General features: G+C 63.4%; 12 protein-coding genes and 1 other RNA gene. 1 reads left to right on the top strand and 12 read right to left on the bottom strand.

Going from position 1 to position 12907, the window contains the following annotated elements:
* Position 1: 1 nt before the first annotated feature.
* From ftsW to mraZ, 9 genes are read right to left on the bottom strand one after another with little or no spacing between them, the layout of a single operon-like run.
* Positions 2 to 1153, bottom strand: a complete 1152-nt coding sequence (gene ftsW / locus NKH04_RS13330; RefSeq protein ID WP_353044420.1) for a putative lipid II flippase FtsW — start codon at positions 1151 to 1153, stop codon at positions 2 to 4.
* Complete coding sequence (murD, locus tag NKH04_RS13325) at positions 1153 to 2553, bottom strand: UDP-N-acetylmuramoyl-L-alanine--D-glutamate ligase (RefSeq protein ID WP_352471558.1); 1401 nt, start codon at positions 2551 to 2553, stop codon at positions 1153 to 1155. The genes ftsW and murD overlap by 1 nt, the downstream gene beginning before the upstream one ends.
* Positions 2554 to 2561: 8 nt before the next feature.
* Complete coding sequence (mraY, locus tag NKH04_RS13320; RefSeq protein WP_023676767.1) at positions 2562 to 3644, bottom strand: phospho-N-acetylmuramoyl-pentapeptide-transferase; 1083 nt, start codon at positions 3642 to 3644, stop codon at positions 2562 to 2564.
* A gap of 24 nt (positions 3645 to 3668) precedes the next feature.
* Positions 3669 to 5102 (bottom strand): UDP-N-acetylmuramoylalanyl-D-glutamyl-2,6-diaminopimelate--D-alanyl-D-alanine ligase, encoded by a 1434-nt coding sequence (locus tag NKH04_RS13315; protein WP_353044419.1) that lies wholly within the window; start codon positions 5100 to 5102, stop codon positions 3669 to 3671.
* Complete coding sequence (locus tag NKH04_RS13310; RefSeq protein WP_353044418.1) at positions 5099 to 6553, bottom strand: UDP-N-acetylmuramoyl-L-alanyl-D-glutamate--2,6-diaminopimelate ligase; 1455 nt, start codon at positions 6551 to 6553, stop codon at positions 5099 to 5101. Before NKH04_RS13310 ends, NKH04_RS13315 begins: the two co-directional genes overlap by 4 nt.
* A gap of 54 nt (positions 6554 to 6607) precedes the next feature.
* On the bottom strand, positions 6608 to 8335 hold the full coding sequence (locus tag NKH04_RS13305; protein WP_352471555.1) for a peptidoglycan D,D-transpeptidase FtsI family protein: 1728 nt from the start codon (positions 8333 to 8335) through the stop codon (positions 6608 to 6610).
* A gap of 14 nt (positions 8336 to 8349) precedes the next feature.
* On the bottom strand, positions 8350 to 8727 hold the full coding sequence (ftsL, locus tag NKH04_RS13300; RefSeq protein ID WP_352501064.1) for a cell division protein FtsL: 378 nt from the start codon (positions 8725 to 8727) through the stop codon (positions 8350 to 8352).
* 4 nt (positions 8728 to 8731) lie between these two features.
* The gene (rsmH, locus tag NKH04_RS13295; protein WP_353044417.1) at positions 8732 to 9763 is read right to left on the bottom strand and encodes a 16S rRNA (cytosine(1402)-N(4))-methyltransferase RsmH; all 1032 of its coding nucleotides are present in this window, start codon (positions 9761 to 9763) and stop codon (positions 8732 to 8734) included.
* Complete coding sequence (gene mraZ / locus NKH04_RS13290) at positions 9760 to 10218, bottom strand: division/cell wall cluster transcriptional repressor MraZ (protein WP_353044416.1); 459 nt, start codon at positions 10216 to 10218, stop codon at positions 9760 to 9762. Before mraZ ends, rsmH begins: the two co-directional genes overlap by 4 nt.
* A 405-nt stretch (positions 10219 to 10623) precedes the next feature.
* Between mraZ and NKH04_RS13285 the strand changes: the two genes are divergently transcribed.
* On the top strand, positions 10624 to 11739 hold the full coding sequence (locus NKH04_RS13285; protein ID WP_353044415.1) for a cystathionine gamma-lyase: 1116 nt from the start codon (positions 10624 to 10626) through the stop codon (positions 11737 to 11739).
* An 8-nt stretch (positions 11740 to 11747) separates the two neighbouring features.
* On the opposite strand, the gene NKH04_RS13280 is transcribed toward NKH04_RS13285, so the two are convergent.
* From NKH04_RS13280 to rnpB, 3 genes are all read right to left on the bottom strand, one after another.
* Positions 11748 to 12041 (bottom strand): type II toxin-antitoxin system RelE/ParE family toxin, encoded by a 294-nt coding sequence (locus tag NKH04_RS13280; protein WP_353044414.1) that lies wholly within the window; start codon positions 12039 to 12041, stop codon positions 11748 to 11750.
* Positions 12038 to 12322, bottom strand: a complete 285-nt coding sequence (locus NKH04_RS13275) for a type II toxin-antitoxin system ParD family antitoxin (protein ID WP_352501068.1) — start codon at positions 12320 to 12322, stop codon at positions 12038 to 12040. The genes NKH04_RS13280 and NKH04_RS13275 overlap by 4 nt, the downstream gene beginning before the upstream one ends.
* A gap of 153 nt (positions 12323 to 12475) precedes the next feature.
* Positions 12476 to 12874, bottom strand: an RNA gene (gene rnpB, locus NKH04_RS13270) — RNase P RNA component class A.
* Positions 12875 to 12907: the final 33 nt, after the last annotated feature.

Genomic DNA, 12907 nt, shown 5'->3' with positions numbered 1-12907 from the left:
CTCACTCCGCCGGCATCGCACGCGCCGACGGCATGAAGCCCAGCTGCTTGCGCTTTTCCGGGCGCTTGCGCGTCAGCGCCAGCACCATGCCCATCGAGATGGCGATCGCGATCTGCGAGGAGCCGCCGTAGGAGATGAACGGCAGCGTCATGCCCTTGGCCGGCATCAGCTGCAGATTGACGGCCATGTTGATGACCGACTGCAGGCCGAAGACCGTGACCAGGCCGCCCACCGCGTAGCGGGTGAAATCGTCCTGCTCCCTGAGCGCCGTGTTGAGACCGCGCAGCACGATGAAGCCGAAGATGGACATGATGAAGAAACACATGATCAGCCCGAATTCCTCGCCGGCGACGGAGAAGACGAAGTCGGCGTGGCTGTCGGGGATGACCCGCTTGACGGTACCCTCGCCCGGCCCGACGCCGAACCAGCCGCCATTGATCAGCGCCTCGCGGCCCATGTCGACCTGGAACGTGTCGCCCTCGCCGGTCATGAAGCGGTCGATGCGGCCGGCAACGTGCGGGAACACCGCATAGGCAGCGAACACGCCGCCGACGCCGGCAGCACCCAGCGCGACGATCCACAGCCACGGCAACCCGGCCATGAAGAACATCACCCCCCAGGTGCCGAGCACCAGCATGGTCTGCCCAAGGTCAGGCTGCGCCACCAGCAGCGAGATGACCAGCGCAAGCAGCAACATGGCGAACAAATTGCCCGGAATGTCGGGCTGGCGCTTGTGCTCGGCGAACAGCCAGGCGCAGATGATGACGAAGGCCGGTTTCAGGAACTCGGACGGCTGGATCGAGAGGCCGGCAAGCGACACCCAACGCCGCGCGCCCTTCACCTCGACGCCGATATAGAGCACCGCCACCATCAAAAACAGCATGATGCACAGCATGACCAGCGCCATGCGCCGGATCTGCCTGGATTCAAGGAACGAGACGGCCAGCATCACCCCAAGTGCCGGAATGGTGAAGATAATCTGGCGCGTCGCGAAGTGGAAACTGTCTAGCCCGATGCGCTCGGCCACCGCCGGGCTTGCGGCGAAGGACAAAACGATGCCGAGCCCCATCAGCGACAGGAACGCCGCCAGGAACCACCGATCGATCGTCCACCACCAGGTCGCCACAGGGCTTTTGTCGAGACGGCTTTGCATTATCGTGTCCCTCCGATGGGCTTCACGCCATCAATGGCGGTTGCGGCTTGCCTGAACGCCTCGCCGCGGACTTCGAAATTCTTGAATTGGTCGAAACTGGCGCAGGCCGGCGACAGCAGCACCACTGCCTCGCCGCTACTATCCCCGGCCGCATCGCGGGCGGCGTGTTCGACTGCCGCCGCCAACGTGCCTGATATCTCGTAGGGCACCGCTTCGCCCAGCGTCGCCGAAAAGGCCGGTGCGGCTTCGCCGATCAGATAGGCCTTGGCGATGCGCGGGAAGAAGCCGCGTAACGGCTCGATGCCGCCCTCTTTCGGCAGGCCGCCGGCAATCCAGTAGATACGCGCAAAGCTCGACAGCGCCGGTGCAGCGGCATCGGCATTGGTCGCCTTGGAATCGTTGACGAACAGCACATGCCCTTTGCGGCCGACCTGCTCCATGCGGTGCGCCAGCCCAGGGAAACTCTCCAGTCCGGATTGGATCTCGCCGAGCTCGAGCCCGACCTTGAGGCAGGCGGCGGCGGCGGCCAGCGCGTTCTGCGCATTGTGCTGGCCGCGCAACGAGCCGATGCCTTCGAGGAAGGCGACACGGCTGTAGCGGCCGTGCACGGCTTCCATTAAGTTGGTGCCGTCAGCGAAATAGCCGTCGGTCAGCGGCAGCCGCTTGGAGATGCGGATGACCTGCCGGCCGGCCCGCTCCAGCCGATCGGCGATCTGGGCGCACCAGGAATCGTCGACACCGATGATTGCCGTCTCGCTGCCGGCCACCAGCCGCTCCTTGATCGAGGCGTAGTGTTGCATCGTGCCATGGCGGTCGAGATGGTCCGGCGTCAGGTTGAGCAGCACACCGGCCGTCGGGTTAATCGAAGGGGCAAGATCGATCTGGTAGGAAGAGCACTCAACCACATAATGCCGTTCAGGCTGCGGCGGATCGAGCGTCATCACTGCGCGGCCGATATTCCCGCCCATCTGCGTGTCGCGCCCAGCCGATTTTAGGATGTGCGCCGTCAGTGCCGTGGTCGTCGACTTGCCGTTGGTGCCGGTAATGGCAATGAAAGGTGCTGCCGGTGCCAGCAGCATCCGCTCGCGGCAGAAAAGCTCGATGTCGCCGATGATCTCCACGCCTGAGCCCCGCGCCAACTCGACGGTCCAGTGTGGCTTGGGATGCGTCAGCGGCACGCCGGGCGACAGCACGAAGGCGGAAAACCTCGCCCAGTCCGCACCGCGCAGGTCCGCTGTCGTGATGCCGACCGCGCCGGCCTTGGCGACGCTGTCGGGATTGTCGTCCCAGGCCAGCACATCCGCGCCGCCCTCGATCAGCGCGCGCGCCGTGGCAATCCCCGAGCCACCGAGCCCGAAGAGCGAAACGCGCTTGCCTGAAAAGGATGCGGCGGGGATCAAGCGGCCTCCTATCTGAGCTTCAGGGTCGACAGGCCGACCAGCGCCAGGATGACGGCGATGATCCAGAAGCGGATCACCACCTGGCTTTCGGTCCAGCCGAGCTTTTCGAAATGATGGTGGATCGGCGCCATCAGGAAGACGCGCTTGCCGGTCATCTTGAAGTAGCCGACCTGGATGATGACCGAGAATATCTCGACGACGAACAGGCCGCCGACGATGACCAGCACGATCTCGTGCTTGGTCGCCACCGCGACCGTGCCGATCAGCCCACCCAGCGCCAGCGAGCCGGTGTCGCCCATGAAGATCGCCGCCGGCGGCGCATTGAACCAGAGGAAGCCGAGACCGGCGCCGATCACCGCTCCAAGGACCACCGCAAGTTCACCGGTGCCGGGCACGAAATGGATCTGCAGATATTCGGCGAACACCGCGTTGCCGGAGAGATAGGCGATGACGCCGAAGGATGCGGCGGCGATCATGATCGGCACGATCGCCAGCCCGTCGAGACCGTCGGTCAGGTTCACCGCATTGCCGGCGCCGACGATGACGAAGCACGAGAACGGGATGAAGAACCAGCCGAGATTGACGAGAAACTCCTTGGCGAAAGGGAATGTCAACGATGACGAGAACGGCGCCTGGCCGTTATGCATGATCACCCAAGCGGCGATGCCGGCGATGACGAATTCGAGCCCCAGCCGCGCCTTGCCGGAAAAGCCGAGATGCGATTGCTTGGTTACTTTGAGATAATCGTCGTAAAAGCCGATCGAGCCGAATCCCAGCGTCACCAGCAGGACCACCCAGACGTAGATGCTCGACAGGTTCGCCCACAGCAGCGACGAACCGACGATGCCGGACAGGATCATCAGTCCGCCCATTGTCGGCGTTCCCGCCTTCTTGAAATGCGTCTGCGGCCCGTCGGCACGGATCGGCTGGCCCTTGCCTTGCCGCAGCCGCAGCGAATTGATGATGGTCGGTCCGAAAATGAACACGATCAGTGCCGCTGTGATCAGCGCTCCGCCGGTGCGGAAGGTTATGTAGCGGAAGACGTTGAAGACCGAGATCTTGTCCGCAAATTCGACGAGCAGTGTTAGCATGCGCTTGCGTCCCCCGGACCGATCCTAGGTCTGTCTGCTGGTTGTGGCTTCCGCCGGAAACTTGCCGAGCAACGCCTCGACCAGCTTTGAAAAGCCTGTGCCCTTCGACGATTTGATCATGACCACGTCGCCGGGCTTCAATTCCGATAGAAGAACCGGTTTCAGATCTTCCGCACCGGCGCGGTATTCCGTCCTGATCTCGTCGGGCAAAACGTCGGCCAGCGCCCGCATTTCCGGGCCTCCGAGAAAGACCGTGCGCGTGTCGGTGCCGACGATCAGACCGGCAAGCGCGGCATGCAATTTCGCCGAATGGCTGCCGAGCTCGAGCATATCGCCGAGCACGGCAATGCGCCTGCCCTCGCCCGACACCGGCGTCGTGTTGAGCAGTGCCATTGCAGCGCTCATCGACGCGGGATTGGCGTTGTAGCTCTCGTCGATCAGCGTGATCGGCCCGTTGGGATGACGCAACACATAGCGCTTGCCGCGTCCGTGTTCGGGCGAAAGATCGGCCAGCGCCTGCGCAACCCTGTTAACGTCGGCGCCGACCAGATGCGCGGCACCAAGCACCGCGAGCACGTTCTGCACCATATGGCGGCCCGGCGCGCCGATCCTGGCGACAATCTCGTGCCCGCCAATCTTGGCGGTGATGACCGAGTGATCGGCATTGAGCTCGCATTTGATCAGTTTGAAGGTCGCCCGGGCATTCTCGCCGAACCCGTAGACATGCTCGACGCCGGCCTCTTTGGCCATCTTCTCCAGCAGCTTCCAGCGTGCATCGTCGCGGTTGAGAAGGGCGGCGCCACCGGGCTCCAGTCCCTCGAAAACCTCTGCCTTGGCTTTGGCGATCTCGTCCAGGTTGCGGAAGAAGCCGAGGTGAGCGGCCGCTATCAACGTGACGATGGCGACATGCGGCCGGACCATCTTGACCAGCGGCCGGATCTCGTCGGGATGGTTCATGCCGATCTCGAAGACGGCATAGTCGCAATCCTGCGGCATGCGCGCCAGCGTCAGCGGCACGCCCCAGTGATTGTTGAACGACTGGGCCGATGCATGCACCGTACCGACCGCGGAGAGAGCGTGGCGTAGCGCTTCCTTGGTGGTGGTCTTGCCCGCCGATCCGGTCACGGCAATGACCCTGGCCTTTGAGCGTGCGCGCGCCGCAACGCCGAGCTTTTCCAGAGCGACAAGCACGTCCTCCACGACGATCATCGGTGCAGTCAGCCGCCCCAGCGACGGCAGCTTGCCCTCGGCGACGACCAGCACGCCGGCGCCCGCCTTGATGGCGGCGGTCACGAAATCATGGCCGTCCATGGCCTCGCCCTTGATGGCGAAGAAAGCGTCTCCCGGCTGCAGGCTGCGGCTGTCGATGGAAATGCCGGCGATGGCTTCAGGCATCGGACCGAGCGGCCGGCCATCCATGGCGGCAACCAGCGCCTCGGAGGTCCACAGATAGCTCACGCCGCTTGCTCCCGCAGCGCCGAGCGAACTTCCTCATGATCGGAAAAATGCAGCGTCTCGGTGCCGATGGTCTGGCCTTCCTCATGGCCCTTGCCGGCCACGATCAGCGTGTCGCCAGCGTGAAGCATCCCGACCGCCTCGTGGATGGCCTTGCGCCGGTCGCCGATCTCGATGGCGCCAGGTGCGGCTTCCAGGATCGCGGCGCGGATCGTCTCGGGTACTTCCGAGCGGGGATTGTCGTCGGTGACGATGACCACGTCGGCCAATCTTGTGGCGATCTCGCCCATGATCGGCCGCTTGCCTCGGTCCCGGTCGCCGCCGCAACCGAATACGACGATGACGCGGCCGGTGGTAAAGGGGCGCACCGAAGCCAGCACGTTTTCCAGCGCATCCGGCTTGTGCGCGTAGTCGACATAGACCGGCGCGCCGTTGGCGGCCGTCCCGACAAGGTCGAGCCGTCCCGGCGCGCCCTTCAATTTCTCCAGCGCCATCAACGCCTTGGCAACAGATGTACCAGTCGAAATGGCGAGGCCGGCCGACACCAGCGCATTTGCAATCTGGAAGTCGCCGGCCAGCGGCAAGTCGACTTCATGGAGAACGCCGTCCGCTTCGACCTCGGCGCGCTGGCGGTGGCGCTCGTGCTCGACCCGCTTCAGCCGCAGGAAATCGCCGTGGCGGCCGACCGTCAGCACATTCAGTCCCGCTGCCCGCGCCGCCTTGATCGTCGGCTCCGACCACGAGTCGTCGGCAAAGATGACCGCCGGCGCGCCCTTCGGCAGCAACGCGTCGAACAGACGCAACTTGGCGCGATGATAGTCCTCGACCGTCGGATGATAGTCCATATGGTCGCGGCCGAGATTGGTGAAGCCGCCGGCCGCAAGCTTGACGCCGTCGAGCCGGCGCTGGTCGAGGCCATGGCTGGACGCTTCCATCGAGGCGTGGGTGACGCCGGCCTCCGCCAGCTCCTTGAGCAGCCTGTGCAGTGCCACCGGATCCGGCGTGGTCAGCGAGCCATATTCGTTGCGGCCCGGCGCCACCACGCCGGTCGTGCCGATCGAGGCGGCGGCAAAACCCGCCTGCTCCCATATCTGCCGGGTGAATGCGGCGACCGAGGTCTTGCCGCTGGTTCCGGTCACCGCGACCATGGTTTGCGGTTGCATGCCGAAAAAACGTGCAGCACTCAGCGCCAGTGCAAGGCGCGGATCGTCTACGACAAGAACCGGGACTGGCAGCCCGGCGACCGCACTGCCTTTGCCGACCACGATCGCTGCAGCGCCGCGGCTTGCGGCATCGGCTGCGTAGGCTGCGCCATCCGCCTTGGAGCCGCTGAGCGCGAAAAAGACGACGCCCCGTGTTACCTGGCGGGAATCCGACGAAATCCCTGTAACCTCCATGTCGAAGGAAGCTGTCCCCTCGACAGGCAGGATACCGACTAGATTTTTCAGCTTCATCGAACCCCGTTCATCGCAACAAAATAGCGCGCAGTTGCCGGCGCGCCCCAAGAATCACTGATAGGAAACCAGCGTTGCACCATTTTCATGGCTGAAATCTGGCTTCACGCCAAGCATGGAAGCCGCACGTCGGATGATGTTTGCAGCCATGATGCCCGCGTTCGAGGCGGCCGTACCACCCATGCCGGGCTTTTCCGGCTTCGGTTCGTCGGCGATCGTAAGCACTATGTATTGCGGATCGTCCATCGGGAAAGCCGCAACGAAGGCGTTGAAATTCTTTTCCTTCGAGTAACGGCCGTTGACAACCTTCTCCGCCGTTCCCGTCTTGCCGCCCACCCGGTATCCTGGCACCCGTGCATTGCGGCCGGATCCCTTTTCGGCATTGAGTGCATAGAGATAGCGCATGCCCTCGACCGTCTTGTCGCTGACCACTTTCTTGGCCACCGCCATCGCCTGCTCCTGCGTGCGCGGCAGGAAGGTCGGGTCCATCAGATAGCCGCCATTCATCAGCGCGGCGCAGCCGACCGCTGTCTGCAGCGGCGTCGTCGACACACCGTGGCCGAAGGCGATGGTGATCGAATTGACCTGCTTCCAGACCTTGGGCTCGGTCGGCCGAGCGACTTCGGGCAGTTCGGTCTGCATCTTCTCGAGGATTCCCAGGCGATGCAGGAATTCGCGGTGTCCGTCGATGCCAACCGCTTCGGCTTCCTTGGCAGAGCCGATATTGGAGGAGTAGATGAACACTTCCGGCACCGACAGTACCCGGCCCTTGCCATGGAAATCATGGATGGTTTGATGGCCGATCCTGATCGGGCGCGACGCGTCGAAACGGCTTTGCAGCGTTATCTTGCCGGAATCGAGCGCCATAGCGGTGGTGAAGCTCTTGAAGGTCGACCCCATTTCATAGAGGCCGGCCGACATACGGTTGAGCCTGTCCTTGTCCTGCGCGTTATAGGGGTTGTTCGGATCGAAATCCGGAACCGACGCCATCGCCAGCACCTCGCCGGTCTTGACGTTGAGCACGACGGCGCCCGCCGCGATCGCGTGGTACTTTTCCATGCCGGTGGCGACCTCATCGCGCACGATATGCTGGACGCGCAGGTCGATCGAGAGCTGCACCGGCTTCAAATCCTTGGCCACCGCCAGACCCGACGCCTGAAGGTCGCTCAAGCCTTGTTCGTCGATGTATTTCTCCATGCCGGAGATGCCCTGATTGTCGATGTTGGTGAGGCCGACAATGTAGGACGAGGTTTCACCGGCCGGATAGAACCGGCGCTTTTCGGTGCGAAAGCCGAATCCGGGGATGCCGAGTTGCATGATGTCGGCCTGCTGCTTCGGCGTCAGTTGCCGCTGCAGCCAGACGAACCCGGCGCCGCTCTTCAGCTTGTTGTATGTCTGCTCGTAGTCGATCTCGGGAAGCACCGTCGACAGCTTTTCGATCGCCTCGTCGGCATCGACGATGCGGCGCGGTTCGGCAAACAGCGACGCGGTCTTGATGTCGGTCGCCAGCACTTCGCCGTTACGGTCGACGATGTCGGGTCGCGATGCCGTCACCCGGCTCTGCGGGCCGCCCGACAGGTCGGGATTCTGGAAACCCAGATAGACCAGCCGCCCGGCAATGGTCGAATAGATGCCGAAGAACACTGCCATCGTCATGACGATGCGGGTCCTGCCCTTGCCACCGGTCGCCTTGCGGGCACCTTCGACCACGATTGATCCGCCTGCACCGGGCTTCGAACCGCGCTTCAGCAGCCTGCCAATCTTTGGAAATCTGGCAGCCATTGGAAATCCGGTGATCATTGGACGACGCCTCCGGTCACCACGGGATCCTTGCCGCCGATATCGGCCATGCCGCCCAGCCGCTGCGATGAAAGGTCCTCGATATTGACGGGTTTCGCCGGCAGATCGTCCAGCCCGACGATCTGCCGCGCATTGACCGGCTCGAGTCCGAGTTGCGATTTGTAGATTTCGGTGAGCTTCTGCAGGCGCGACGGCTGGGTAAGCAGGCTCCAGTCCGCCTTGAGCAGGTCGATCGTGTCCTCCTCATAACGGATCTGCGCCTGGATCTTGTGCACTGCCGCCAGTTGCTCCTCGGCCTCGCGCTTGGTCTTGTAGGTCAGGGCGGCCGCCGAAACCATCACGGCGATCAGGACTATGTCGCTGGTACGAAACACGTGCTCACCTCTCTCCCGGTCGATCGGCGCCGGGAAGCTTTGGGCCAGGCAGTTTTGGCAGGCCGAAAATCGAAAAATCGCCGGCGCGCGCCGGCGCCGCTGTACGGATCGCAGCGCGCAGCCTTGCCGAGCGCGCCCGCGGATTTGCCGTTATCTCGGCATCGCCAGGCGTTACGCCGCCGCCCTTCTTGGTGAAGGTGGCGGTGCGCGCCTGCGCCTCGGGCAGGTGCCGCGATCCGGTCGCTGAATCGGCTCTGTCGGCGATGAAGCGCTTGACGATGCGGTCCTCCAGGGAATGGAAGGTCACCACGACAAGCCGCCCGCCCGGTTTCAGCACGCGCTCTGCGGCAAACAGTGCCTTGGCCAGTTCGCCGAGTTCGTCATTGACGAAGATGCGCAGCGCCTGGAAAACGCGGGTGGCCGGATGGATCTTGTCCTTTGGCGCGCGACCGATATGCGTCTCGATGGCATCGGCAAGATCGAGCGTGCGCTCGAAGGGGCGTTTTTCGCGACGGCTCTCGATCATGCGGGCGATGCGCCCGGCATGGCGTTCCTCGCCGAGAAAACCGAAGATGCGGGCAAGATCGCCCACCTTGAAGGTGTTCACGACGTCGGCGGCGCTCAGGCCCGCCTGCGCCATGCGCATGTCGAGCGGCCCATCGGCCCGGAACGAAAAGCCGCGCTCCGGCTGGTCGATCTGCATGGAGGAGATGCCGATGTCGAGCACGACGCCATCGGCACTTTCAACCTGTTCGTCGAGCGTCGAGAACGGTGCCTGGACAAGCCTGAGCTTGCCGCCGGACTGCTGTTCAAGGGCCCGCCCCGCCGCGATCGCATCCGGATCGCGGTCGATGGCGACGACCGAGGCTCCGCTTGCCAGAATGGCCTTCGTGTAGCCGCCGGCACCGAACGTGCCGTCGACGATCACCTCGCCTTTTGTCGGCGCCAGCGCCTCCAGAACTTCGGCAAGGAGGACCGGAATGTGACGGGCTGGTCCGCCAGCGGCATGAACTTCATCGCCGTCGCCCACCATCATTCCGGCCGCTCCCCGGGCTTCGTCCCCTGCCGAAGTTGCAAAAGCCGGGCGCGTGCTTCCGTCCCATAGGCGCTGAGCCGTTCCGGCTCCCAGATCTGAAAGAAATTGCCGCGGCCAACGAAGGCCACTTCCGCTGAAATGCCGGTATGCTCGCGAATGAAATCGCTCATCGTGATACGGCCGTCCTGGTCGAGCTTCAGAAACGTTCCATCGCCATGGCAGAAGAACGACATGTCGTCCGCCGTCTGCAGGAACGGGTCTTCCTGGGCGATGCGCTGCTCGTAGCGATCGAGCAGGTCGAGCCCACCGACATCCATCGCCGGGCGATCCAGGCAGCGTAGCGCATAAAGTTCCGAATAGCCGCGTTTCTGCACAACGGCACGGAAATGCGCCGGCACGGACACCCGTCCCTTCGCATCGATCCTGTTCACCGCGCTCGACAGAAACCGGTCCATTACGCGTTACGGCCGCTTGCGCCGCCGCACCCCTCTGCATCTTCCTGTCCGCGCCGCCCCAGCCCGGTCGGCGTCCAAAACCCACTTCGTTATAACGGGCGAACGCAGGCAAACGCGCAGCCGCCGCGGCTGCCCGATTGGCGTACGCTTCACCCTGACACGAAACGAAGGCTTGAGTATCGGAATGGGATATCATGGGGTGTTATGGGCGTCAACGGGAACAGTCTTCAAAACGCGCCTGCCACGACTGGGGAGAGCAGCTTTGACGGCACTCCCGTCTTTATCGTCTATTAAGCCTAACGAAGCGTTTAGAGCCGTGTGGCCCAACCGGAGCCGGCTTGCTGCGGATCGCTGCCGCGCATAGCCTCGGCATGTCCTTTTCCGGTCAGTAACGAGGTTGAAACCATGTCCGAAACAGCCAAGTCACGCGCCGCGGCACTTCCCCATCTGCGCCGCGGCGGGCTGGCCAAGGGCGACCCGATCCCCTTGCCCCTGACCATGGCCGCCATCTTTCATGCGCCCGGCGACGCCACCGGCTATGATCAATATGGCCGCTTCAGCAATCCAACCTGGGATGCGGTCGAGCACATGCTGGCGCATCTGGAAGACGCCCCATGCGTCGCCTTTCCCTCGGGGATGGCTGCCATCTCGGCGGTATTTTTCGGCCTGCTCAAAGCCGGCGACCGTATCCTGCTGCCGTCCGACGGCTATCACACGACGAGAGCGCTGGCAGAGCGCTTCCTCAAGTCCTTCGACGTCACTTACGATGTCCGGCCGACGTCGAGCTTCCTCGACGGCGGCTTCGACGGATACCGGCTTGCCTTCGTCGAAACGCCCGCCAACCCGGGACTGGATATATGCGACATCGCAGCCGTCGCCGAAGCCGTGCACAAAGCGGGTGCGGGGCTTGTGGTCGACAACACGACGATGACGCCTTTCGGCCAGCGCCCGCTCGATCTCGGCGCAGACATCGTCATTGCCGCCGACACCAAGGCACCAAACGGCCATTCCGATGTGCTGTTCGGCCATGTCGCCAGCCGCGACGCGGACATTATCTCGAGGGTGACCGACTGGCGCGAGACGTCGGGCGCTATCCCCGGGCCCTTCGAGGCATGGCTGGTGCATCGCGGCCTCGAAACGCTGGACGTGCGCTTCGACCGCATGTGCGCTTCCGCCGAAATGATAGCGCGACGGCTGAAAAACCATCGCGCGATCAGCGGCTTGCGCTTTCCGGGACTGGAGAGCGATCCATCGCACAATCTTGCCTGCGCCCAGATGGAGCGCTTCGGCTTTCTCATCTCGTTCGTGCTCGCCTCGGAGGACAAGGCCGAGGATTTCATCAACAACTGCGCCTTGATGCAGGCAGCGACGTCGTTCGGCGGCGTACACACCTCGGCCGAACGGCGATCAAAAAGGGGAGATGCCGTTCCGCCCGGCTTCGTTCGCCTGTCGATCGGCTGCGAGCCGGTGGAAGAGCTTTGGCAGGCGATCGAGGCGTCCCTAGACGCAATCGGTGGCTGAATCGGCAATCACGAATTCAGATCGTCGGCATCAATCTTGCGCCGGCCGTGCAGCACGCGAACGATTTCGATCGCCTCTTCGCGGACACGATACAAGGTGAGGTATTCGCCGACGATCAGGTGACGGATTCCGGTTGCGATGTCTTCGCGCGGCGCACCTGAGAAGGGGTGCAGGGTCAGCAAATCCCACCGCCTTTGCAAGAGATCCACGAGCCGAACCGCCGCATTTGGATTCTGTTCGGCAATGTAGTCGCCGATGGCTTCGAGGTCGATCAATGCCTGAGGAAGCAGGCGGTATTTCACTCCTCAAGGCCTTTGGTTCCGGCCATTTTCAGATATTTGGCGCGCAGCCGTTCCATGATTGGCGGCCCGTCCAGCCCCGGCCCGCTGTCGATCCCTTCCTGCACCAGCTTGCGCAATTCCTCGACCGTGTAGCCGAGCAGGTCGCGCCGGTCCTTCCATTGCCGCAGCGCGTCGCGGATCACCTCGCTCGCCGAGGCATATTCGCCGGCGGCGACCACGTCGTCGACCACCGCCGCCAATTCCGGCGACAGCGTGATGCTGCGTTTATCGACCTGTCCCATGACGCGCTCCTGAATACCGTCATCCAAATGGTACGATTTAATCGCACCATTTTCAAGGAATGCCGCGCTTAATTGCGGGTCGAAAACTGAACCAACGGCTGCGCCCGAAGACGCAACCTGCTGATATCAGGAGATTTCCTTTTATCGGGGAAAACTGCCAGCTGGCCTGTAAGCCGGGTTCTGTATGGCCCTCGCCGCTTACACGGCGAGAACGTGGCGGCCATTCATCTTGGGCGCATGTTGCCATACGCCTCACGCAACCTACCCGGACGGTGAGCCGGAAACAGCCCTCGAGGGTTTCCCCTCGCACCGCCCCTATTCGGTCTTGCTCCCGGTGGGGTTTACCGTGCCGCTCCTGTTGCCAGTCGCGCGGTGGGCTCTTACCCCACCCTTTCACCCTTGCCACGATTGGATCGTGGCGGTTTGCTTTCTGTGGCACTTTCCCTGGGGTCGCCCCCGCCGGCCATTAACCGGCACCGTGTCTCCATGGAGCCCGGACTTTCCTCACCCGCAGCCTTTCGGCTTCGCGGGTGCGGCCGCCCGGCCAGCTGGCAAGGCGTATAAAGGGGTTCAGGCCCGAAAACG

The sequence above is a fragment of the Mesorhizobium sp. M1365 genome, from assembly GCF_040317865.1.
Lineage (GTDB): Bacteria > Pseudomonadota > Alphaproteobacteria > Rhizobiales > Rhizobiaceae > Mesorhizobium.
Note: the sequence above shows the minus strand (reverse complement) of the source record. Positions and strands in the feature narration are given on the sequence as shown.